Source organism: Cupriavidus sp. SW-Y-13, assembly GCF_009793345.1.
Lineage (GTDB): Bacteria > Pseudomonadota > Gammaproteobacteria > Burkholderiales > Burkholderiaceae > Cupriavidus.
This window is the reverse complement of sequence record NZ_WHLX01000001.1, coordinates 1766470-1790187: the sequence shown is the minus strand read 5'-3', so window position 1 is coordinate 1790187 and position 23718 is coordinate 1766470. Positions and strand designations below refer to the sequence as shown.

Below are 23718 nucleotides of genomic sequence, written 5' to 3'. Positions count from 1 at the left end.
AAGTGACTTTCTCATCGTGTTCCTGAAAGCAAAAGCGGAAACTACTCCGACGCCTCAGTCGCCCGGAAAGTTTCCCGCTCGGCCAGCCGCATGGCCTGCGACAGTGCCGCCTCGATCTCTGCTTTCACATTGGCGCGCGCGTCCGGGCCATCAATTCGCAGCGCATACGAGGGATGCCACGTCGCCACGATCCACGTATCGCCTAGCCGCATCGGGGCGGCCATGGCGTCGGCGAGCCGGATCTTCTGCCGCACCACCGCGCCCAGCGCCGTCGCGCCCAACGTGACGATGACGCGAGGCCGCACGCGCGCCAGTTCCTCGTCGAGCCAGTGCGCGCAGGCTTCTACTTCGCGCTGTCCCGGCGTCTTGTGCATGCGCCGCTTGCCGCGCGCCATCCATTTGAAATGCTTCACGGCATTGGTCAGATAGAGGCTGTCGCGCGACACCCCCGCACCACGCAGCGCCGCGTCCAGCACCTGCCCAGCCGGACCCACGAACGGCTCGCCCGAGAGATCCTCCTGATCGCCGGGTTGCTCGCCCACCACCATGATCGGCGCTGTATCGGGACCACGCCCGGGCACCGCCTGGGTGGCGTGGCGCCAGAGATCGCAACGCCGGCACTGGTCGAGCGAAGTCGGCACCGGGCGGACGGGCAGGGCCTGTGCAGCATCCACTGCCACCTGCTTGCCGCGCATGCTGCCGACCGTCGCCGCCTGCCCCACGCGCTGCGCGCCGTTTCGTGCGTCGGCAATCATGGCGGGAATCAGCGCGGCCTCGGGCAGGCCCTTCCAGAAACGAACGGGCATGTGCTGGTGCAAGGCCGCTTCGTTGAGGCGAGCCGGGTTGAAGATGTTCTTGTAGTACGCCATCCAGAGCGGCTCGATCTGGTCCGCGCCGGCGCGGAAGGCGCCCGGATCGGGTGGGGCGGCCGAGTAGCGGACCTCGCGGCCATCCCAGGTTGCCGCACCGTCCGGCGTGCCGATCCACCACGTGGCCTCGCCCATCCGTCGCGCGAAATGTCCTGCCGCGTACGCCAGCACATCGTGGTCGGGCTCGTACCACGCCAGGTATTGAGGCAAGTCATCGCCCGCGCCGACTCGCATGTCCGGCCGCCGCTCCTGAAAACGCACGTAGGCAATCATGTCGTGTTGCGCCCGCCGCACGGCCTTGGCCATGGCGTAGAGCCGCGCGCCATCCTCATCGGCGGCCGATGCCACCGCGCGGTCGCCCTGTGCCCATCGCCACAACACCCGATACAGGAACGCCCAGCGCTGGGCCGCGCGATGCTGTGCGGCGTCGCGGAGCAGGGCGGCGAGTTCCCTGGAAATCCGTACGGCCTGAATCGCGGCGCCTGAGTGGCTGGCAGCAACGGCCGGTGCGGCGTCCATACCCAATGACAGTTGTCCCGGCGTGGAAGTCGAAGCTTCACCACCGGCATCCCACGTCACCGCTTCTGGCGGCAAGCCCTGCGCCAGCGCACGCAGCGCCCACTCGCGCCAACTGGCGTAGTCCTTGATGGTGGCGGGCGCGATCTCGCTCATATCAAAGACAGTTGCTGTGGCGCGGGCGCCAAGGCGCGGCGCAATTGCTCGGAGGTGGGCTCGGCCAGCGCGGGCTTGTAGTCCTGCGTGACCACGAACGGCTTCACGGTATCCATCGCGCACCGCAGCCGGATCAGATCCTGATAGCGGATGGCCCGCGTGCGTCGCAACTCCGCCAGGCGCCTGGCGTTCCGCATGCCGATGCCGGGCACGCGGGCGATCAAACGCTGCGGCGCACGGTTCAGATCCACGGGAAAGGATTCGCGATGCGCCAGCGCCCACGCGAGTTTCGGATCGATGTCGAGCGGCAGGTCGCCGCCGGCCTGGAACAGTTCCTCGGCCCGGAAACCGTAACCCCGCAACAGGAAATCGGCCTGATACAGCCGATGTTCGCGCAGCAACGGCGGCGCCTGCGAGGGCACGGCAGACGGGCTGTCGGGGATCGGACTGAACGCCGAGTAATAAACCCGCTTGAGCTTGTAGGCGCCGTAGAGCGTCTGGGCGGTCTGCAGGATCGTGCGGTCGTCAGCCTCGTCTGCGCCGACGATCATCTGGGTGCTTTGACCCGCCGGGGCACGCGCCGCAGCGGGTGTTTTCTCGACCTCGGCTTCCTCCTGCGCCAACCGGATCGATCCCATCGCCCGCTTGATCGTATGGACGTTCTTCTCTGGCGCCAGGCGCTGCAGGCCGGCGTCGGTGGGTAGCTCGATATTGACGCTGAGTCGGTCCGCGTATTGCCCGGCTTCACGAATCAGGCGCGGATCGGCGTCGGGAATCGTCTTCAGATGGATGTAGCCCCGGAACTGGTGTTCGTCCCGCAGCGTCCGCGCCACCTGTACCAGTTGCTCCATCGTGTAGTCGGCGCTGCGGATGATGCCCGAACTCAGGAACAGCCCGTCGATATAGTTGCGACGATAGAACTCCAGCGTCAGGTCCACCACCTCGCGCGGCGCGAAGCGGGCACGCGGCACGTTGCTGGATCGACGATTCACGCAGTACTGGCAGTCGTACTGGCAAAAGTTGGTGAGCAGGATTTTCAACAGCGACACGCAACGGCCATCCGGCGTGAAGCTGTGGCAGATGCCGGCGCCCGTGGTGGCGCCCAGCCCGGCACGGCCTTGCGAATCGCGTTTCGGGGCGCCGCTGCTGGCGCAGGATGCGTCATATTTCGCCGCATCCGCCAGGATTTCGAGTTTCTTGAGCAGTTCCATGACTGAATACTGTATGGATGTACAGTATTCTACGTGACCTGCGTCATAGCGCAATCTCCAGTTTTCCTACTTCACGAAACGGCCATGCTTGCTATTCTGGAAGTGAAGATATCGTTACCAAGACAGTAGAGGAGGGGCATCATGTGCCGCTGGCTGGCCTATTCGGGCCGTTCCGTGCCGCTGGAAGCCGTGCTGTTTCAGCCCGAACATTCGTTGATCGACCAGAGCCTCAATGCGCGGCTTGGACATACCACTACGAATGGCGATGGGTTCGGCGTGGGGTGGTATGGGCGGCATTCGGAGTTGCCATTCCGGTATCGTTGCCTGCACCCCGCATGGAGCGACACGAACCTGCGCGAGACGGCGCGGGCAGTCAGGGCGCCGCTGTTCGTGGCCCATGTGCGGGCCGCCACCGGCACGCCGACGCAGGAAACCAACTGCCATCCGTTCCGGTTCGGCCGATGGCTGTTCGTCCATAACGGCCTGATCCGCGAGTACCCGCAATTGCGCCGCGAGCTGATGCTGGCGGTGGCGCCTCACCTGTTTCGCTGGATTGAAGGATCGACCGATTCCGAAGTCATGTTCTTCCTTGCCCTGACCTTCGGCCTGGAACGTGATCCGCGCGGGGCGCTGGAGCAGATGGCAGGGTTGATCGAGGAAGTGGCGCGGCGCTGCGACGTGCAGCATCCATTGAACATGACTGTCTGCGTCACCGACGGCAAGCAGATCGTTGCCGTGCGTTACTCCAGCGAAGGCGCCTCTCGTTCGTTGTTCCACAGCACGTCATTCCGGCAATTGCGTGCCTTGTATCCTGACGATCCACGCATCATCGCGGCGGGCGACGATGCCTTCCTCGTCCTGTCCGAGCCGCTGATCGATGTTCAGGACGTCTGGGAAGAAATCCCGGAATCCACCATTCTCATGGCGCGCGGCGGCGCCATCGAGCGGCAACGATTCAAGCCACGGGTGCCGGAACTGGCCTGAAGGGCGTGAGGGCGCGCAACAGGAATATCGAGCAGGTCTGCCCTTGCTGCGCCTTGCCGTTTCATTTCTGAAACGTTGACTTTCTGAAGCGGGTGTTTCGATAGGGAATTGGCAACGTTATGCTTTCGGCGCTAACAACCATGACTGAGGCTTCGCGCCATGAGCCAGATAGGCAGCATCACGCAGATTCATTCAACGCCGAGATACACGTCGGTTCCTCCGCAGTCCGAACCAGTGACTGCACAGACTGCAGCGAATGATGCCGATGGTCAGGCGCCTGGTGTGGAAGACACCGAGCGACCGTCTGAAGTGAAGGGAACGGAGGCCGGAGCGAGCGGCGAAAAGAAATCCGCACAGTCGGAAACTGCCGATTCGATCAAGGCTCAGATCGAGCAGATGCAGAAGCAGCTCGCCGAATTGCGGGAACACTTGCAAGCCGTGCAGTCGGAACAGCGCGATGAGCGCGAGAAGGCGGCAATGGTCGCATCCATGGAAACCCAGATGGCGATGCTGCAGTCCTTGATCATGGTTGCGACCATGAAGCTCGCGGAAGCCATGGCGAACGAAGGCAGCGATATTCTGGACCGCACAGGCGGCTACCTCCCGCCCGCCAGGTAACGCCACAAGAAAAAAGTAAAAAGCACCGGACGATGCGTAGCGCCTTGCGCGCGTCATGCGTGGCGGCGTCGCAGCCATGGCATCGTCACGGTGCGCAAGCAGAATGAGCAAGTTACCCGATTTCGAAGGTTTGGCGATGTTTGCCAAAGTCGCGGAGGAGGGCTCGTTTGCCGCCGCCGCGAGAGTCATGGATGTGTCGGTGCCGACGGTGTCCCGGGCGATAAGCAGGCTGGAAGACCGCCTCGGCGGCAGGCTTCTTAACAGGACCTCACGCCAGCTATCGCTGACCGAATTCGGCCATCAGATGGCCACCAAGGCCGCGGAAATCTATCGGCAGGCCGAAGTGGTAGAGCATGAAGCCCTGGAACTGTCCGAGAACCCACGCGGACGCGTGCGCATTGCAATTCCGATGTCCTTTGGTCTTCGCTGGGTGGTTCCGATACTCCCCAGGTTGATGGACAAGTATCCGGAGTTGTCTCTGGATCTGCACCTGTCCGACGCAACGGTGGATATTGTGGCGGAGGGTTTCGATGCGGCGTTGCGCATCGCTTCGCTGCCAGATTCCTCGCTGGTCGCCCGCAAGATCTGCTCGGTGACGCAATATCTCGTGGCGTCGCCAGCTTATCTTGAAACGCATGGACGCCCATCCCATCCCCGCGAATTGGCCGTGCGAAAGTGCCTCAGCTATGCGTATCGGGCACGCACCCAGGTCTGGCAGTTCACGCACGACAGTGGATATCAAGAGGAGGTGGTGCCATCCGGCCCGCTTCGCGTCACAAACTCCGAAGCGATGGTTCCCATTTTGCTGGAGGGCATTGCCATTGCAGAGTTGCCCGAGTTCATCGCTGGAGAGTACCTGGCGAATGGACGCCTGGAAAGGATTCTTCCGGAGTGGAACATGACGCGGGGCGGACTGTATTTTGTCACCCCATCTGCGCGGAGCAAGCCGGCAAAGATTCGTGCAGTGTCAGACTTCTTTGCCGAGCATCTGTCCGAACCGGCGTGGCGATGGCCACAGTAAGAATTCAGTCGATGGAAAAATGCCGGGATGAGCGACTGGTCCTCACTCTCCCGGCGCGTCTTGCAGACTTCCCTTGCTTCACTTCGTCGCGACTACGTTGTTAGCGTGCTGCTCGGCGAGGCGCGCTTCGGCGGCTTGCAGGTCAGCGGGGTAGTTGCCTTCGCGATGCGGATCGTAGCCGAGCTTTTCAAGCGCGGACAGTTCGCTTTGCACCTGTGCCCGGGTCAGTCCCTGACTGCTGTCCGTGGTGTGCGCGTGGCAAACAGAAAGACCGGCGACGACAAGGCCAAGGGTAGCGACAACGTTGCGCAGGGTGTGGTTCGTCTTCATGATTGACTCCATTTGTGGTTTGAGATCGCAGCACGTCGGTTTCGATGTGCTTGATAGGTAGACGCCGATGCCTGTCGATTTATTCCAGCGATGTAACGGGATTGCGCTTTAAAGGACAGGACCATGCTCGGCACGGGAAGGCAAGCAACCATCGGCAGTTGCCGCGGTCGCTTGCCGGCTGGCTTCAGACTTGGGCCTGGCCGCCGTCCACGAACAGTTCGGCGCCGTTCACAAAGCTTGCATCGTCCGAAGCCAGGAAGAGGGCGGCTCCGGCGATTTCCGAGGGTTCTCCCACGCGGCCCATCGGGATGCGCGATGCGAGGTAGTCCAGCAGACCCTGCTGTTGCGCGGCATCCGGACCGGCCAGCTCCACAAGACCAGGCGTGCGCGTCGCCCCCGGGCTGATCGTGTTGACGCGAATGCCGCGATCCTTCAGGTCCAGAATCCAGCTACGCGCGAAGGCCCGGATGGCGGCCTTCGATGCGGAATAGACGCTGAACGCGGCCGTGCCCTCAATGGTCGCGGTTGATCCCGCCAGAATCACCGATGCGCCTTTGGACAGCAGCGGCAGCGCCTTCTGCACGGTGAACAGCGTGCCCTTGACGTTGCGGTCGAAGGTGTCGTGGTAGTGCGCTTCGGTGATATCGCCCAGCGGCACCATCGTGCCGCCGCCGGCGTTGGCGAACAGTACGTCGAGGCGTCCCTTCTCTGCGCGGATTTGCTTGTACAGCGCATCCAGTTCTTCAGGCTTCGACGAATCCACGCGGACACCGGTGGCGTTGCCGATCGCGGCAACGGCAGCATCGAGTTCCGCCTGGCGGCGGCCCGTGACATAGACGTAAGCCCCCTCGGCAGCAAAGCGCTTGGCCGTGGCCAGGCCGATACCGCTCGTGCCGCCGGTGACGAGTGCAATCTTGTTTGCGAGCTTGCCGGTCATGATGTTTCTCCTTGGTTTGGTTTCGGAGGTTTCTGAAAGGGTGATGCGATGGGAGAAGAATATCGACGCGCGCATCATTTCGAAATAGAATCGATCGCAAATCATCGTTGCACAAATGAAATGACGAAGCTTCCGGATTTCGAAGGGCTGGCAATGTTCGGCAAGGTGGCGGAGGAGGGGTCGTTCGCTGCGGCGGCGCGTACGATGGGAGTCTCCGTCGCGACGGTATCGCGCGGGGTGGCAAGGCTGGAGGAGCGGTTGGGCGGGCGCCTGCTCAATCGCACGTCCCGGCACCTGGCCCTGACCGAGTTCGGTGCCACGATTGCGGAGCAGGCGGGCAATCTCTATCGGCAGGCAGAAGCAGCCGAGAACGTCGCACGCGAACTGTCGGTCAAGCCGCGTGGGCTGATACGGCTGGCGGTGCCGATGTCGTTCGGGGTCCGATGGGTGGCACCGTTGCTACCAGGATTCTTCGAAGCCTATCCCGAAGTGTCGATCGATCTGCATCTGTCAGATGCCACGGTGGACATCGTGGCGCAAGGGTTCGATGCGGCGCTGCGTATCGCTGCCTTACCGGATTCCTCGCTCGTCGCCCGGCAGTTGTGCCCGGTTTCCCAGATCGTCGTGGCGGCCCCGGCCTACCTGGAACGCGCTGGCCGCCCGACCCATCCGCGCGACCTTGAAGCAAGACCTTGTTTTTCCTATGCGTACCGGGCGCGCAGCGATGTATGGCGCTTCGTCAACGACGCAGGCGAAGAACATCCGGTGACGCCCGTTGGCCCGCTGCGCGTGACCAACTCCGAGGCCCTGCTGCCCATGTTGCTCGCAGGCGAGGGCATTGCCGAATTGCCCGAGTTCATGGCCGGTGAGTATCTGGCCGATGGAAGGCTGGAAACGCTCCTGCATGGCTGGCACCTGACGCGGGGCGGCTTGTATTTCGTCACCCCCTCGGCCCGCGCCAGACCCGCAAGAATCACGGCACTGATGGACTACTTTGCCAAACACCTGTCGTCGCCCGCGTGGGTTGGGCAGCGCGACACAACATTGCTTTCCAGATAGGGGTTTCCGCTGCGATCTGGCCTGATGTCCGCAAGCGGGGTGCGTGACTGGCTAGCGTCGACGCCGCTGGGTCCAGTCCGTTCGGGCTTCGCAGCTGCACATCTAATTTAACATAATGCTTATTCTTGCCACTGTTGGTATGTTCTGAAGTGTTGCGTGTGGGACGGCACGGAGACTTCAGATACCGCAACGGAAAAGTGCTTTTATGGTATCTTTCGCCGTTGCGTTTTGTTGTGGGTTTAGGTTTTATGTTCGTTCAGGTCAGCGCCGCCGCCGTGCCACGGGCGCTCCGGGGGGTTGCGCTGGTCGACAGCAACCACATGCCCAGGTACTGGGCCGCGGTCTGGCTGGTCATCGCGGGTGCGCAATGGGCAACGTCCACGCAGACCATGCGGCTGCGGTACATCGAGAACCTGTATGAGCATGCGGATCGGTCATTCAAAGCGAATGCGCTGGATGACGCGCTATCCGACCTTGACGATGCCCGGCTTGCGGACATTCTCGAGTCGTGGTTCGTGAGTCTGCGTAATCAGCCTGTTGCCACTCGCAGCAATGAGGACCGGTGGCAGACCGGACTGGCATTCGTGACATCGGTGGTCACATGGCTGTCGAAGTCGGCGGACGCGAAGATGCGACAGATCGAGGCGCGCATCCACCGACTATCAACGCTTTACCGTCAGCTTCACATTCGCCAAGGTGCCCGCAGCGAGACCGTTCGGTCGTTGCCCTCCAGCGTGGTCGAGAATCTCTATCAGATCCTGGATCCGGAATCGGATGCCAATCCCTTCCAGCGCGCGCACACCCGCTGGCGGGTCTTCATCGCCTTCGTGCTGATGCTGCATCAGGGTCTGCGCCGCGGCGAACTCTTGCTGCTGCCAGCAGACGCCATCAAGAGCAGCTATGACCGCGAACTTGGCCGGACAAGGTACTGGCTGAACGTCCGGCAAAACGAGTATGAAGAAGTTGGCAGCGACAGCCGTTACTCGAAACCCAGCATCAAAACGCTCCATTCGGTCAGGCAAATTCCCGTCAGCGACGCAACGGCGGGCCTGGTGCAGATCTATTGCGAAAATTACCGGGGCCGGCCTTCCCATTCGTTCATGTTAAGCGCCCAGACTGGCGGCCCTCTTTCCACAGAGTCGTTGACGAAGATCTTTACAACGATATCGAAAGCGTTGTCTACGGATGTGCTGCAGGAACTGCACGACCGCACCGGAAAGAAGTCGGTCACCTGCCACGACCTCCGGCACACCAGCGCCGTATTGCGGCTTCACCAGCTGCTGGAGCGAGGCGACTCGATGCCCGAAGCGCTGCAGAAACTGCGTACATTCTTCGGATGGTCGAAAGAGTCGGACATGCCGTCGCGCTATGCTAGGGCTGTCTTTGAAAGCCGACTCGCGAGCGTATGGAACGACGCATTCGACGATCGTGTGGCCTTGCTGCGCGCGCTGCCGCAGGGACGCTGATCATGCTGGAGGCCTTCCCATCCCGGCTTCGTGGGCAAGCCGAGCCATCGGTGCTCGAAAGCATGGTGGCGTCACTGCCGGAGCTACCGCCCGTTGTACGCTACTACGACGACTTCGACGACCAACTCCGCTCCATCCCGGCAGTCCGTCAGACAGATGTCTTCGGACTTCACATCAATGGTCGGATGTCCCGGCTCGACTTTGGCCGGTATCCTGCTGTCTACGGCGCTGTGCAGAAGCATCTACTGGTCTTCCTGTTGGGCGAAGACTTGCATATCTCGACCTGCTTCAATGTATTGATCGCAGCAATGCATCTCGATGTGCATGACGTCGACCGCGTTGTTGCAGCCGGCCCAACCCGCATATCAACGATATGGATGGCGCTGCGCGCCCGTCAGTTGCCGGTTCACGCCTATCGTTTCGTTAAGGCGGTTCTGCGGCTGCTATGCAGACATCGCCAGCACGGGTGGTCCGAGTCCTATCTGACCTATGTCAGCGCTGCCCTGCCCGGCCCCGCGTCGGACTCATATGCCGGTGTGCGGTCGGGCGATGTCTTCCTGAGTGCTGATGAAGAAGCCGTAATCGTTCGCTACCTGGACGAAACGTCGGACCTCGTGAGGGCCCGAGGCTGGTCAGGCATCGCGCACGACGAGCTTTGCGAGGCTGCGATGGTGCTCTGTTCCTATCAGTTCGCCATGCGCCCAATTCAGGTCGCGATGCTGACGATGCGTGATGTACGGGTCTGGCAGACAGAGCCCCGCGGCGAACCGGCCGTTCACCTCACGTTTCTCATGGTCAAGCAGCGGGGAAGGCTTCGAAAAAGGCCGATGGTCCGTCGTGTGAAACAGGAGTGGGCGGTGCTGTTCACGGCCCTGGTCGCCTATGCAGATTTGCAAGGTCGTGACGCGAGCGATCGCGTCTTCGACGTCAGTTCCAATCATGAGGCCGGCTCTCGCATCGCCCGCTGCATGGAACGCCTCATCGGGGACGGCGCTTGCGCGATGGACCTTCGTCATACGGCAGCCCAACGCCTCGTTGACGCTGGTGCAAGCCACGAAGAACTCGCCGAGTTCATGGGGCATTCCGATGTACGGACGGGGCTGGTGTACTTTGCGGCATCAGCCTCTCACGCGGAACGGGTCAACAGAGCACTCGGCGCGTCAGATATATACCGGCGGGTGGCAAAGATCGCGCACGATCGGTTCATCTCCCCGGAAGAACTCACCCAGCTCAAGGGAGAACAGCAGATCGCCGGCGTGCCTCACGGCATCCCGATCGCCGGCATCGGCGGCTGCACGTCGGGGCAACCAGCCTGCCCCTACAATCCGGTGACGTCGTGCTACGGGTGCAGGAAGTTTATGCCTTTGCACGACAAAACGATGCACGAGAGTGTGCTGGCCGCAATGCGTGAAGTGGTCTTGCTCTTCGAGCAGAGTTCTCGTGGTGATGCCCAATCGCCGGCCTACCTGCAACTGCAGCGCACGATCGCCGAAATACAGGCGGTCATCGACGAGTTGGAAGGCGAGCGCCGATGAACCCACACTACTCTGCCTTCATCGAGTTGGGCAAGGCACTCGTCCGTGAAAAGGGCCTGCACTGGGACATACCTCTGGACGAGGCAGGCACTGCTCGTGACGGTGTCGGCTGGAATCTGACGGCGGTTACCGGTGACGTGCCACCCCCAAACCACTACCTGCGAGATCTCGGCGCTGAGGCGAAGGCGCTGGCTATCGTCAATGCAGAGCGCGTCGAGCGTGGCCTGATGCCACTGCCCCGGCGAGCGCTGGCTGTCTCGTGGCAAGACCTGATTAAAGCAGCGGTGGCTGAACAGTTGCTGTTCAGGCGTAACACCACGCGGTATGTGGCACATAGCATCGCGCGTCCATTGCGGGTGCTCGCTACGTGCGTGGACAAGGCCCCGTGGCAGCTGACCGCCGACGATCTGCGTGCGGCTGTTCGTATTGCAACAGCATGTCAGGCGACCGGCAAACTGGGGGATCAGGTGGTCGGCATCGTCAAGACGGTGTTTGATGGTCAACACATTTGCGATGCGGGCCCATTGTACTCGTCGCTAGCTGTGCCGCGCATGCAAGTAAAAGGTACGAGCAAGGCAAAGCATACCTGGTCGCAGGATGAACTACGGGCCGACTTGGAGGCTCGCAAGCGCGGCGAACGCCTGCCTGAGCGCCGGGCGTTCTGGGAGCTGACCCGCATCGTGATGACCGAACGGCCACGCACGTTCATGGACGAGCTGCGATTCGCTGCAGTGCGCACTCTGATCGTGACCGGCATGCGTGCAGGGGAAGTTGCGTTGCTGCCGGCCGACTGGAAGCGTGAGCGGACGTATCTGGACTCGAAGGGTCGTCCAGCCGGTGAGTCCGGTGGCATCTCGACATCCTTGATGGTCCGCCACTTTGCGGAAAAGCAGCAGGACGCTGAAACGGACAGTCGCGTCCTGTTTGAAAGCGCTCAGCCGGTCCCGGAAATGTTCCGGGCGTTGCTGACAGAGACACTCGACCGTGTAGCCAAGCTCACAGAACCGCTCCGCGCGACGCTGAAACTGCAATGTGAGACGGAGCGACTATTGCCATGGTATCCGGTCGACAGTCTCGTACCTGTCATCGAGCTTTACACCCGTCTGGCAGGCAACCCGTTCTGGCTAGGCATTGAGCGAGATCCGTTCATAAAACGCTACCGCGATGGCCTCGATCCGTCAGTGTTTGATGAACTGTATGACCACCAGTGTGCGCTGTGGCGAAATGGCACACTGACCCTCGACATGTCTGTCTACGTGTTTGGGAATCGTCTGGTGAAGGCGATGCGTGAAGGCAAGACAAGCATGCGCTTCCGATACGCTAATGGCTCGCCGATCAGCCTTGTAAAGCGAATGGAGTGGCACGCTGCGTACTTGCACGTTGGCGAGCTCGAGGAGCATATGCGGTTCACGACGCCAACGAAGATATCCGACACCATGCGGCTTCCGCTGGCCACTGGGTTCGTTGGGCCCTGGGAGTTACTGTTCGTGCAGCCCAAACGGTCCGTGGCCGAGGAACGCGACGACGGGCTTTGCGATGTGACCCGCTACATGTCGGTCAACCGACCAGACCCTACGTTCATCGGACAGTCACTGGGTGACGCAAAGCAACTGCCGACGCTGTTTGAAAAGTACGGACAGACTGACGAAGACCGGGCCTTGAAGATCGAGGCACACATGCTGCGCCACATGCAGAACACCGAGCTGTTCCGGCTTGGCGTTGCCGACACGATCATCTCAAAGCGCTTCAACCGGCGCAGCGTTGCACAAAGCTATGAATACGACCATCGCAGCCTGGCGGAGGATCTTGACCAGATTGAAATTCCACAGGACGTCGAGATCCTCCTCGGCGAAAAAGCCGGCACGGTTGCCCGACTCATCAAGGGTGGCAAGGCAAGCGGTCCGATCGTCGATGCCTTCCGGCGCATCCAGAAAACGGAGGGCGACGCGGCCGCATACGAGTACCTGCGCGCCGAAGCGGACGGATTCCATGCCACCCCTTATGGGCACTGCCTGAACTCGTTCACGGTCGATCCGTGCGCCAAGCATCTGGAATGCTTTGCCGACTGTCGTCACCTCTCGGCCACTGACCTGCCGGAGCACAGGCGGAACCTGATCCGGCTCGAGGGTCAGCTCAAGCTCGCCGTGGAAACGATCAAGGCCCGCCCATCGATCAGCATTGGTTGGCAAAACCAGCTCGACCACGCGGAAAAACGGCTGACTGGCGTACAAGGGCTGCTCAAAACGCGGCCGGGCGACCGTCCCTTCCCCGACGGCATTGACCTCTCCTTGCCCCGACAACAGGGAATACTTGATGAATAAAGCCAATGAAGCGGCGTCGGCCGATGATGGGAAAATGCGCGAGATTCTTGAGCTGTTGCTGACCGACGACGAGGACATCTCGGCGCGCGCCGTCGCCCGGCTGCATCCGTCCATCAAGGCAGCGTCGTCGATCACCCGCAGCGAGTCACGCCGCAGGCTGCTTGCCGAGTATCAGCAGCGCCAAGCGGAATACCGGCGCTGGCGTGGCCGCGCTGCCAAGCGACCTGGCGCTGACATGGCCGCGACGCTTGCCGACAAGGACCTCAGGATTACGGAGCTTGAAGCCACCGTGCAATTGCTGACGGCTTCCCACCTCGCAATGCTACGTGCCGTTGGTGAGCTGGGCGGATTCAGCAAGTGGGCCAGATTCTACGAGCAGTATCGTGACGCCCGGGACAAGCTTGCAAAACTTGGCGCCCTACCCGAAGCGGCAATCGTCGCGATGCCTGAGAATCCTAAACGCCGGAACTAAGCGCGGCGACGCTGAATGCCATCCGGCGTGATACTGTCTGCATTGATGCTCGCAGCCACGAAATGGCTGCGGTTCCGCGGCGGAAGCCGTCTCTCTCCCGAAAGGAGCGTTCATGTCCTATTGCCCCTTCTTCCAGACCCTGCATGACGAAACCCGCCCTGTGGGCAACCTCGGCCGGGGAACACATTACTCCATCCTTCGGGCGCCGGTCTGGCATGACGAGCTTCTGAACCGGCTCGATCGCTGCGCATTCCTTGACCTCGCAGTCATCTGGGACGAGGACCATGACGATCGCGTGATCGACGCGCTCATGATGCTTTACGTCGGCGGCCTGCTCTCACCTGTGCGGTATATCGGGGAGCGCAAGGGTACGCTCTCTGTGTTGTTGGCTCCAAATGCAATGCGGACCTGGACCCCGAAGGCGCTGCAGCAGTATCGCGACGATATTGAGGATGTTTGCCAGTGCCTGGAAGATCCGTGGACGGCAAAAGTTGACTCCGTCGATGGGCGCGAGCACTCGATCATCCACAGTTCGGCCGAGAACGTCTCCATATATCTCCGCAACATCGACGTGCTGTGGGAACTGGGGGTCAAACCAAGGACGCGATAGTAGTCCCACGCCCAAGTGTGCAACGCGCAACACCGCAGCCGTCAGACTCCCGGCCTGGCGTGTCCTTCCGTTGCGCCTCCACACAAAGCTCAACGCAACGAAGACTGGTGCCACGGGCACGCAACACGTGCTAGCCAAAAAAGTGGGGGCCCTGTGGAAAATCCGTCCGTCTTCCGGCTGAAATACAACAAAATCTGAAAACCAAAACCAACGCAACACTAGGCCATAGGTGCCAAGAATAGCTAATTGCGATTGTAAGGGCCAAATCCCCGGCGGGTAGACCCACACGGCGGATGGTCGCTGTGTTGTTCTCGAACCAGGCGGACGGGCTGCTTAAGCGAATTGGACTGCGGTCTTGAAATACATCACCTCGTCCTTCATACCCACTGCCTGCTCGCGCAGAGCCTGCGCTGCTGCGGAAGACTCCTCGACCAGCGCTGCATTTTGCTGGGTCGCCTGGTCGATCTGGGTAATGGCAAGACTCACCTGTTCAAGGTTCTTGCTTTGCTCGTCGGAAGCCGCGGAGATTTCGCCGATGATGTCCGAGACGCGCTCGATTGCCGTATTGATCCGTTCCATTGCGGCACTGACGCCTTCGGCCTGCTGGGCACCCACTTGCACCTTCACGGTTGATGCCTCGATCAGTTCCTTGATTTCCTTGGCTGCGCCAGACGCCCTTTGTGCCAGCGATCGTACCTCGCCCGCGACAACCGCGAAGCCTCGTCCTTGCTCGCCAGCACGTGCTGCCTCGACTGCGGCATTGAGTGCCAGGATATTCGTCTGAAATGCGATGCCTTCGATCATGCCGGTGATCTCTGCGATCTTCCTCGACTCGGCACTCACCTCCCCGACCGTCTGCACCATCGCGGCCACATCGGAACGCCCGGACTCCGTCATTTCTCTGGCACTGCCGGCGAGGGAAGTCGCCTGGCGCGCATGGTCGGCATTCTGATTCACCGTTTCCGTCAGCTCGACCATGCTCGCCGCAGTCTGCTCGATCGAAGCAGCCTGCTGTTCGGTGCGAGAAGAGAGATCCAGATTGCCGGATGCGATCTGGCCCGCAGCGCTGGCGACCGCCACGCTGGCCGTTCGGATATTTCCGACCGTGCCCCCGAGCTTGTCATTCATGTCCTTCAGCGCTTGCAACAGCTCGCCGGTCTCGTCACTGGATTTCACAACGATCTCGCTGGACAAGTCACCATCGGCCACGCGACGCGACACGCTGACAGCTTGTGCCAGCGGACGGCTGATGCTGCGCGTCAGGAAGTACGCACAGATGATCCCAAGTACCAGGATGAGTCCTTCGAGCACCAGCAGCAGTGCGCGACTCTTGGCGGCAACGCCATCAATCTCCTGGGCGGTATCGTCAATGGTGCGTCGCTGCACTTCAACCAGCTCGCGCATCGTGCCCTGATAGGCGTTCGCCGCTGGGGTGAACACCTTGTCCAGAATACGCGTGGCTTCATCGACATTACCAGCCGCCTTGGCCTTGTTGATCTCGTCGCGAGAACTCAGGTAGGCCTTCCGGGATTCGCCGATCTTGCTGAACAGCGCCCTTTCTTGTTCCGTGGAAATCAGTGCTTCCACTTTTTTCTGAAGTTCGCCCGAGCTCTTGGACGACGCCGCGGCCTCTTCGGCGAAATATGGGCCCAGCGCCGGATCAGTACTCTTCGCAATGGCGCTAGTGCGTCGGATGCCCGATGCCAGATTGGCATACCAGTCGCCAATCAGTCTCTCCTTGAGGAGCGGCACCTTCATCATCTCGCGCGTCGCGGCTGCAACGTTGTCAAGCCGCCAGATGGCGATAGCGGTAATAGCAATGGAAAATGCCAGAATCAGGGAGAAGCCAAGCCCCAGCCGCTTGCCAATCTTCATATTGCCGATAAACGCCATCCGTATCTCCGTTGTCCCTACGCCCTCGGCAATAGGTTCTGCTTGGTTTTTGTCTGCCCTGCCGCGTAGTCGACGCGCAAGATTAGGCACTGTCGCTTGCAGAACGGCTGTTCAATTGCCATCCTCAACCCAACTTTGGTGGGGTATAGATAGCGACCAAGACGGATCCTCGGTCCCTGCTGGCCCAGAGATGGGCCTACTGGCCAAAGGCCGCGAATTTTTCGCCGAGATATTCGACGAACAGCCGGATTCGGGACGACAGTTGGTGCCTTTGCTGGTACACCGCGTAGATGTTTGCCTCCGGGGTGGCATATTGCGGCAGCACCTGCACCAGCCTTCCGCTGCGGAGATAGCGGTCGACGTCCCACTCGGCGCGCAGCACGATGCCGTGCCCCTCCAACGCCCAGTTCACGGCAATTTCGCCATCATTCGTGGTGAGGTTGCCTCGGACATGGATTGCTTCGGTACGTGCCTTGGCACCCTTGACTGGCGTGAGCCGCCAAACGCCGTAGGCATCGCTCCCCTGCCTGATGCCAATGCAGTTGTGGCGCTGCAGGTCTGCGGGCGTTTGCGGCATGCCGTGCTCGCGCAAGTAACGTGGCGAGGCAACCAGCAGCCGCCGGTTTGGTGCGAGTTTGCGCGCCACGATGCGCGCGTCGGGCGGCTCGCCGAATCGCACGCAGACATCGAATGCATCTTCGGTCAGTGGTGGCGGGTCCGCAGACAGTTGCAGTTGGACATCGACTTCGGGGTACATCCGGCTGTAGTCGGAGATCACCGGCGCCACATGCATGCGGCCAAAGCCGAGCGTGGCATTGACGCGGAGCAAGCCGCTCGGCTTGCCCTTGGCACTGGTCAGCAGTTGCTGCAGATCGTCCAGTTCGCCCAGGATACGGCGGGCATGCTCGAGCAAGACCTCCCCTTCCGGTGTCAGGCTCATGCGCCGCGTGGTACGCGTCACCAACGGCATGCCGATGCGCGCCTCCATCTGGCCCAGCCGCTTGCTGACCGCCGCCGTCGTGATGCCCAGATCCCGCGCTGCGGCGCTCAGGCTGCCAGCCGTGGCTAATGCCGCGAAGAAGCCCAGCTCGGCCGGTTGGATCGCACTGTTGGCAACCATATTCACTTTCAACCTACAGGTTAAGAATGGTTTAACTTTAGCCACGATCCAAAACTTCGTCCACCGTCCAGAATCCGTCCCATGCTCTCGACAGCACGAAGGCACCAAAACGGATTTCCAGACCAGACAGGAGACGAAAGATGAAGACGTACAAGATCGCAACTATTCCGGGCGATGGCATTGGCAAGGAAGTGGTCCCCGCTGGCCGCGAAGTCATGGAAGCCTTGGCCGCCGCTGGCGCAGAATTCCGCTTCGAGTTCGAAAACTTCGACTGGGGCGGCGACTACTACCGCCAGCATGGGGTGATGATGCCGGCCGATGGCCTCGACGCCCTGCGCAACAAGGACGCGATCCTGTTCGGCTCCGCTGGCGACAACCAGATCCCGGACCACATCACACTCTGGGGACTGCGCCTCAAGATTTGCCAGGGCTTTGACCAGTACGCCAATGTGCGCCCCACGCGCATCCTTCCCGGCATCGATGGGCCGCTCAAGCGTTGCGCACCGGAGGACCTGAACTGGATCATCGTCCGCGAGAACTCCGAAGGCGAATACTCCGGCGTGGGCGGCCGCGTGCATCAAGGTCATCCGATCGAAGCCGCGACCGATGTGTCAATGATGACGCGCGTCGGTGTGGAGCGCATCCTCCGGTACGCGTTCAAGCTGGCCCAGTCGCGGCCGCGCAAGCTGCTGACCGTGATTACCAAGTCGAACGCACAGCGTCACGCGATGGTGATGTGGGATGAAGTGGCCGTGCAGGTAGCGAAGGACTTCCCTGATGTCACATGGGACAAGGAACTGGTGGACGCCGCCACCGCACGGATGGTCAACCGCCCCGCCACACTCGACACCATCGTCGCCACCAATCTCCACGCCGACATCCTGAGCGACCTGGCCGCTGCGCTGGCTGGCAGCCTGGGCATTGCCCCCACCGGCAACATCGATCCGGAGCGCCGCTATCCGTCTATGTTCGAGCCGATCCACGGCTCCGCCTTCGACATCATGGGCAAGGGCCTGGCCAATCCGGTCGGCACGTTCTGGTCCGTGGTCATGCTGCTGGAACATCTGGGCGAGAACGCCGCCGCGCAACGCGTGATGGCCGCGATCGAAGCCGTGACCGCCAATCCGGCGCTGCATACCGGGGACCTCGGCGGCAAGGCAAAGACCGTGGATGTGACCAAGGCGGTCTGCGACTACCTGGCGGCGCACCACCAGGCCAAGGCTGCATAAGGCTGCGTTCGCCCCTTCACCTGTAGACCCTTCGCACCCGGCCATGGCCGGGCTGCCAGCAGGCGCGCGCCCACCGTGCGTCTGCTTCCTTGCGGACTCCGACAACGGCCAGCAGAGCCCTCGACCGCAGGCGACTCACCTCGAATCAGCAGGAGACAGCCATGATTCAAAGGCTATTGGGCAAGCTGTACGTGCAGGTATTGCTTGGCGTCGCACGCATGAAGAGCAGGAAGGAACTGGGCCGCGTGGGCGTGCGCGCCCTGCTCTGTCGTTTGTCTCGCGTCGCCGATGCGCACGCTGGCCTGATGCACTGAGGCGATGACGATGACATTCGACACCCCACAGGCCAGCGCGTTGCTGCGCAGCATGTTCGATGCGGCCATCGCCGCCGCGCAGCCGTCGCTCACGCTGGCGCGCCATTTGCCAGACCGCCCCAAGGGACGCACCATCGTGATCGGTGCCGGCAAGGCATCGGCAGCCATGGCGCACGCCTTCGAGAAAGCCTGGCAAGGTCCGATGCAGGGTCTGGTGGTAACCCGCTACGGCTATGCGGTGCCATGCGAGCAGATCGAGATCGTGGAAGCGGCGCATCCCGTGCCCGACACAGCTGGCAACGAGGCGGCCCGCCGCATGCTGGAACTGGTATCCGGGTTGACGGAGGATGATCTGGTCGTAAGCCTGATATCCGGTGGAGGTTCCGCCCTGCTACCGCTGCCGCTTGCAGGTATCTCGCTCGATGACAAGCAGCAGATCAATCGCGATCTGCTCAAGTCAGGCGCCACGATCACCGAGATGAACTGCGTCAGACGCCATCTCTCGGCGATCAAGGGGGGACGATTGGCGGCAGCCTGCTACCCGGCCCGTGTCTGCAACCTGCTGCTTTCCGATGTGCCGGGCGATGACCCGATCGACATTGCATCCGGCCCAACGGTCCCCGATCCCACGACGCGCCAGGAGGCGATCGACATTCTCCGGCGCTATGGACTGGCGTTGCCAGAGCACGTCATGCGCGTGCTGGATTCCGATGCGGCCGAGACCGTCAAGCCCGGCGATACGCGGCTGCCGCGCATCGACACGACGTTGATCGCCACACCACGGATGGCACTGCAAGCGGCTGCGAGCGTTGCCCGCGACGCGGGCCTCGGGGTGCATCTGCTGGGCGATGCGATCGAAGGCGAGTCGCGCGACGTGGGGCTGGTGCTCGGCGCTCTTGCGCTGGAATCGGCCAATCACCAGTTGTTTCCGTCGCCGTGCGTGCTGTTGTCGGGCGGAGAAACGACCGTGACCGTACGCGGCACAGGACGTGGCGGTCGCAACGTCGAATTCCTGCTCGCGCTTGCCATGACGTTGCGCGGCGATGCTCGCATCCATGCCCTCGCGGGTGACACCGATGGCGTCGATGGCCAGGAAGAGATTGCCGGCGCCATCGTGACGCCCGACACCTTGCGGCGTGCCTGGGCAATGGGTATCCGTCCGCAGGATGCGCTGGGCAACAACGATGGCCACGGCTTCTTTGAAGCCCTCGGGGATGCCGTCGTAACCGGCCCCACCCTCACCAACGTCAACGATTTCCGCGCGATTCTGATCGCGCCCTGATGGAGTATGACCATGAGACGCCTCCGCAACGCGAAGATCGTGGCGACGCTGGGCCCCACCAGCACGTCACCCGAAATCATCGAGGCCCTGTTCGACGCTGGCGCCGATGTGTTCCGCCTGAACTTCAGCCATGGCAGCCATGACGACCATCGGCAACGGCTCGATACGATCCGGGAAATCGAGCAAGCGCGCGGTCGCCCTATCGGCGTGCTGCTCGATCTGCAAGGCCCGAAGCTGCGGATCGGCACGTTTGCCGACGGCCCCATCCAGCTTCCGGCGGGCGCATCGTTCCGCCTCGACCTGGATCGCGATCAGCCGGGCACGGTTTCCCGCGTCAGCCTTCCGCATCCAGAGATATTCGCCGCACTGCGTGAAGGCACCGAACTGCTGCTTGACGACGGCAAGATCCGCCTGCGCGTGGACCATTGCGGTAGAGACTTTGCCGAAACCACGGTCGTCAATGGCGGGCCCCTGTCCGAACGCAAGGGCGTCAACGTGCCGGGCGTGGTGCTGCCGCTGTCGGCGATGGCCGAGAAGGACCGTCGAGACCTCGACTTCGGACTCACGCTCGGCGTCGACTGGATTGCGCTGTCGTTCGTGCAGCGTCCCGAGGATATCCAGGAGATCAAGGCGATCGTGCAGGACCGCGCCGGAATCGTTGCAAAACTGGAAAAGCCTGCCGCGATCCAGAGCCTCGACGCCATCGTTGCCGAAGCCGATGCGGTGATGGTTGCGCGCGGCGATCTCGGCGTGGAGATGCCGGCCGAGCAGGTGCCATCGCTCCAGAAGCAGATCGTTCGTGCTTGCCGCAAAGCAGGCAAGCCAGTCATTGTGGCCACGCAGATGCTGGAGTCGATGATCGCGACGCCTGTGCCCACGCGTGCCGAAGCCTCCGATGTGGCGACGGCCGTCTACGACGGCGCCGATGCGGTCATGCTCTCGGCGGAATCGGCCTCGGGCCGGTATCCCGTGGAAGCCGTGACGATGATGAACAGCATCATCACACGTACCGAATCCGATCCGCTTTATCACGACGCGATTCAGTCTTCGCATACCCCACCGCGCGCCGAGGCAGCCGATGCCATCGGCTATGCGGTGCGACATGTGGCCGGGCTGCTCAAGGTCCCGGCCACCGTCGCCTACACCAGTTCGGGCTATTCCGCGCTGCGCATGGCACGTGAGCGCCCCGAAGTGCCAATCCTGGGCATGACGCCGCGTATCGCCACGGCTCGCCGCCTGGCACTCGCCTGGGGTGTCCATGCCGTGCTGTGCCATGAAGTCGTGGATGTGCTTGAAATGACCGACCTGGCAAGCCGAACCGTCGTCAAGGAACGCTTCGGCGAACCCGGCGAGTCGATCGTGATCTCCGCCGGCTTGCCGTTCACCGTGGCGGGCACCACCAATCTTCTGCGCATCGCGCAGGTCCAGTAAGGGGAAACCGCATGTCAGTGATCCAGGAAGTGCGTGGCTACGAAATCCTCGACTCGCGCGGCAACCCAACCGTGGCTGCCCGGGTGCTGCTGGCCGATGGCAGTGAAGGGTTCGCGGCGGCCCCCTCGGGCGCTTCGACGGGCGCGCGCGAGGCCATCGAGCTGCGCGATGGCGAGCGGGATCGCTACGCCGGCAAGGGTGTGCGCAAGGCCGTCAGGCACATCGACGGCGATATCGCACGCGCGCTGGCAGGCATGCGCGCATCGGAGCAGGCAGACATCGATCAATGCATGATCCGGCTGGATGGCACAGCGGACAAGTCGCGACTCGGCGCCAACGCGCTATTGGCCGTCTCACTGGCGACGGCGCGGGCCGCAGCCGAGTCGGCAGGTGTGCCGCTCTATTGTTCGATAGGCGGCGACGGCGCACAGATGCGCTTGCCCATGCCGATGATGAACATCATCAACGGTGGTGCGCATGCCGACAACAGCGTCGATATGCAGGAGTTCATGATCCTGCCAGTTGGTGCCCAATCGTTCTCGGAAGCCGTGCGTTGGGGTGCGGAAGTGTTCCATACGCTCAAGGCGCTTCTGAAACAGCGCGGCTTTTCCACGGCAGTCGGCGATGAAGGCGGCTTTGCCCCGGACCTGAAGTCGAACGAACAGGCGCTGGAAGTCATCATGCAAGCCATCCACGCCGCCGGCTTTCAGGCTGGCCGCGATATCGCACTGGGCCTGGACGTGGCGAGTTCCGAGTTCCATCGGGACGGAAGCTATGTCCTGCAGTCCGAGAACCGCAGCTACGACAGCAGCGGTTTTGTCGAACTGCTCGCAGGCTGGGTGTCGCAATACCCCATCGTCACGATCGAAGACGGCATGGCCGAGGACGACTGGCAAGGATGGAAGTTGCTGACAGAGCGTCTGGGCGACCGCGTGCAGCTGGTAGGCGACGATCTGTTTGTCACCAACACCGCCATCCTCCAGGAAGGCATCGACTGCGGCGTGGCCAATGCCATCCTCATCAAGCCGAACCAGATTGGCACGTTGAGCGAAACACTGGCGGCCATCGAGATGGCGCATCGCGCGGGCTATGCATCGGTGATGTCGCACAGGTCCGGCGAGACCGAAGATACGACGATCGCCGATCTCAGCGTCTGCACCGCTGCCACGCAGATCAAGACCGGTTCGCTGTCGCGTTCCGACCGCGTTGCCAAATACAACCGCCTGCTCTACATCGAGGCCGAACTTGGCTGCGCAGCCACGTTCGCCGGTCGTGCTGCGTTTTCAAGTTCGCGCCAGATCTAGCACATCAACACGCATTGCCATCACTACAATCAAAGGAGACAAACATGCGTACATTCACCACTCAACGCGTCCGTAGCCTCTGCGGGCTTTTCGTGATCGGCTTTGGAATCTGCGCAGCGTCGCAGGCATCTGCACAGGACTGGCCGGCCAAGCCGATTAGCCTGGTCGTTCCGTTCCCGTCTGGCGGCACGACCGATGTCCTGGCACGCGCGCTGGGCGATCAGTTGTCCAAAGCGCTCGGCCAGCCCGTCATTGTCGAAAACCGTCCAGGCGCGGGCGCCACGGTCGGAGCTGACTACGTTGCGAAAGCCAAGCCCGATGGCTACACGCTGTTGATGGGCGCTGTGCACCACACCATCGCCACGTCGGTCTACAAGAAGCTCCCCTACAGCTTCCAGAAGGACCTGACCCCGGTCTCCACACTGGCGATGGTCCCCAACGTGCTGGTCATCAACAGCGCGAAGACGCCTGCAAAGAATGTGGCCGAGCTTGTCGCACTGGCGAAGAAGGCATCTCCAGAGTTGTCGTATGGATCCAATGGCAACGGCACTGCGCAACACCTGATCGGCACCCAGTTCCAGGCGACAACCGGCGTCAAGTTGCTGCATGTGCCGTACAAGGGGAGTGGTCCGCTGACCACGGACCTGCTGGGCGGTCAGGTCTCCATGTCCTTCGACACCCTGACGACGGTGCTGCCGCATATCAAGGGCGGCAAGCTGAAAGCGCTGGCAGTCACCACGGCAAAGCGTTCCAGCGCCTTGCCTGACGTACCGACGATGGATGAGGCGGGTCTCAAAGGCTTCGACATTGGTACGTGGTTCGGCGTGCTCGCTCCCGCAGCAACACCCAAGCCCGTCGTCACCAAACTTAACACCGAAATCGTGAAGATTGTCAGCTCACCCGACTTCCAGCAACGTATGCTCGCTGCAGGTGCCGAGCCAATGTCTAGTACGCCTGAAGCTTTTGCCAAGCGCATCAATGATGAGACCAGCAAGTTCGCTGCCCTCGTAAAGGAGGGCAATGTCACCATCGAATAGTTT

Annotated in this window: 21 protein-coding genes; 15 read left to right on the top strand and 6 right to left on the bottom strand. The window is 61.9% G+C overall.

Annotated features, from left to right (window positions below):
• Nucleotides 1–41 precede the first annotated feature (41 nt).
• Nucleotides 42–1541: a UdgX family uracil-DNA binding protein gene (locus GA566_RS07975; RefSeq protein WP_202126673.1), complete on the bottom strand. Its 1500-nt coding sequence runs from the start codon at nucleotides 1539–1541 to the stop codon at nucleotides 42–44.
• A complete protein-coding gene (locus tag GA566_RS07970; RefSeq protein WP_160472426.1) occupies nucleotides 1538–2752 on the bottom strand; it encodes a putative DNA modification/repair radical SAM protein in 1215 nt (404 codons plus the stop codon). The genes GA566_RS07975 and GA566_RS07970 overlap by 4 nt, the downstream gene beginning before the upstream one ends.
• A gap of 141 nt (nucleotides 2753–2893) precedes the next feature.
• Here GA566_RS07970 and GA566_RS07965 point away from each other — a divergent pair, with 141 nt between their 5' ends.
• From GA566_RS07965 to GA566_RS07955, 3 genes are all read left to right on the top strand, one after another.
• Complete coding sequence (locus GA566_RS07965; RefSeq protein WP_137928575.1) at nucleotides 2894–3736, top strand: class II glutamine amidotransferase; 843 nt, start codon at nucleotides 2894–2896, stop codon at nucleotides 3734–3736.
• 159 nt (nucleotides 3737–3895) lie between these two features.
• Nucleotides 3896–4354, top strand: a complete 459-nt coding sequence (locus tag GA566_RS07960; RefSeq protein WP_160472425.1) for a hypothetical protein — start codon at nucleotides 3896–3898, stop codon at nucleotides 4352–4354.
• Between the two features lie 103 nt (nucleotides 4355–4457).
• Complete coding sequence (locus GA566_RS07955) at nucleotides 4458–5375, top strand: LysR family transcriptional regulator (protein WP_137928577.1); 918 nt, start codon at nucleotides 4458–4460, stop codon at nucleotides 5373–5375.
• A 78-nt stretch (nucleotides 5376–5453) separates the two neighbouring features.
• Here the strand turns inward: GA566_RS07955 and GA566_RS07950 are convergent, their stop codons facing one another.
• Both GA566_RS07950 and GA566_RS07945 read right to left on the bottom strand, forming a co-directional pair.
• Nucleotides 5454–5705, bottom strand: coding sequence for a DUF4148 domain-containing protein (locus GA566_RS07950; protein ID WP_202126672.1), 252 nt, complete (start codon nucleotides 5703–5705; stop codon nucleotides 5454–5456).
• Between the two features lie 184 nt (nucleotides 5706–5889).
• Nucleotides 5890–6642 carry an SDR family NAD(P)-dependent oxidoreductase gene (locus GA566_RS07945; RefSeq protein ID WP_160472422.1) on the bottom strand — a complete coding sequence of 251 codons (753 nt, stop codon included), beginning with the start codon at nucleotides 6640–6642 and terminating at the stop codon, nucleotides 5890–5892.
• 120 nt (nucleotides 6643–6762) lie between these two features.
• Between GA566_RS07945 and GA566_RS07940 the strand changes: the two genes are divergently transcribed.
• From GA566_RS07940 to GA566_RS07915, 6 genes are all read left to right on the top strand, one after another.
• Nucleotides 6763–7701: a LysR family transcriptional regulator gene (locus GA566_RS07940; protein ID WP_160472420.1), complete on the top strand. Its 939-nt coding sequence runs from the start codon at nucleotides 6763–6765 to the stop codon at nucleotides 7699–7701.
• Nucleotides 7702–7949: 248 nt separating this feature from the next.
• Nucleotides 7950–9167, top strand: a complete 1218-nt coding sequence (locus GA566_RS07935; protein ID WP_008648470.1) for a tyrosine-type recombinase/integrase — start codon at nucleotides 7950–7952, stop codon at nucleotides 9165–9167.
• Entirely contained in the window at nucleotides 9107–10702 is a 1596-nt protein-coding gene (locus tag GA566_RS07930) for a site-specific integrase (protein WP_237380096.1), read from the top strand. Before GA566_RS07935 ends, GA566_RS07930 begins: the two co-directional genes overlap by 61 nt.
• Nucleotides 10703–10728: 26 nt before the next feature.
• On the top strand, nucleotides 10729–13023 hold the full coding sequence (locus tag GA566_RS07925) for a hypothetical protein (RefSeq protein ID WP_237380094.1): 2295 nt from the start codon (nucleotides 10729–10731) through the stop codon (nucleotides 13021–13023).
• Complete coding sequence (locus GA566_RS07920) at nucleotides 13016–13495, top strand: hypothetical protein (protein WP_008648465.1); 480 nt, start codon at nucleotides 13016–13018, stop codon at nucleotides 13493–13495. Before GA566_RS07925 ends, GA566_RS07920 begins: the two co-directional genes overlap by 8 nt.
• Before the next feature lie 112 nt (nucleotides 13496–13607).
• Nucleotides 13608–14105, top strand: a complete 498-nt coding sequence (locus GA566_RS07915; protein WP_008648464.1) for a hypothetical protein — start codon at nucleotides 13608–13610, stop codon at nucleotides 14103–14105.
• Nucleotides 14106–14438: 333 nt separating this feature from the next.
• On the opposite strand, the gene GA566_RS07910 is transcribed toward GA566_RS07915, so the two are convergent.
• The gene (locus GA566_RS07910; protein WP_137924760.1) at nucleotides 14439–15998 is read right to left on the bottom strand and encodes a methyl-accepting chemotaxis protein; all 1560 of its coding nucleotides are present in this window, start codon (nucleotides 15996–15998) and stop codon (nucleotides 14439–14441) included.
• A gap of 196 nt (nucleotides 15999–16194) precedes the next feature.
• Entirely contained in the window at nucleotides 16195–17118 is a 924-nt protein-coding gene (locus GA566_RS07905; RefSeq protein WP_160472418.1) for a LysR family transcriptional regulator, read from the bottom strand.
• A 140-nt stretch (nucleotides 17119–17258) separates the two neighbouring features.
• Here GA566_RS07905 and GA566_RS07900 point away from each other — a divergent pair, with 140 nt between their 5' ends.
• The 6 genes from GA566_RS07900 (at nucleotide 17259) to GA566_RS07880 (ending at nucleotide 23715) form a co-directional block, all read left to right on the top strand.
• On the top strand, nucleotides 17259–18347 hold the full coding sequence (locus tag GA566_RS07900; protein WP_160472417.1) for a tartrate dehydrogenase: 1089 nt from the start codon (nucleotides 17259–17261) through the stop codon (nucleotides 18345–18347).
• A 161-nt stretch (nucleotides 18348–18508) separates the two neighbouring features.
• Nucleotides 18509–18661, top strand: coding sequence for a hypothetical protein (locus GA566_RS32885; RefSeq protein WP_171020366.1), 153 nt, complete (start codon nucleotides 18509–18511; stop codon nucleotides 18659–18661).
• Nucleotides 18662–18671: 10 nt separating this feature from the next.
• Nucleotides 18672–19943, top strand: a complete 1272-nt coding sequence (locus GA566_RS07895) for a glycerate kinase (RefSeq protein ID WP_370459280.1) — start codon at nucleotides 18672–18674, stop codon at nucleotides 19941–19943.
• Nucleotides 19944–19955: 12 nt separating this feature from the next.
• On the top strand, nucleotides 19956–21374 hold the full coding sequence (gene pyk, locus GA566_RS07890) for a pyruvate kinase (RefSeq protein ID WP_160472415.1): 1419 nt from the start codon (nucleotides 19956–19958) through the stop codon (nucleotides 21372–21374).
• An 11-nt stretch (nucleotides 21375–21385) separates the two neighbouring features.
• Nucleotides 21386–22678: a phosphopyruvate hydratase gene (gene eno / locus GA566_RS07885; protein WP_160472413.1), complete on the top strand. Its 1293-nt coding sequence runs from the start codon at nucleotides 21386–21388 to the stop codon at nucleotides 22676–22678.
• Nucleotides 22679–22722: 44 nt separating this feature from the next.
• Complete coding sequence (locus GA566_RS07880; RefSeq protein WP_160472411.1) at nucleotides 22723–23715, top strand: tripartite tricarboxylate transporter substrate binding protein; 993 nt, start codon at nucleotides 22723–22725, stop codon at nucleotides 23713–23715.
• Nucleotides 23716–23718 lie beyond the last annotated feature (3 nt).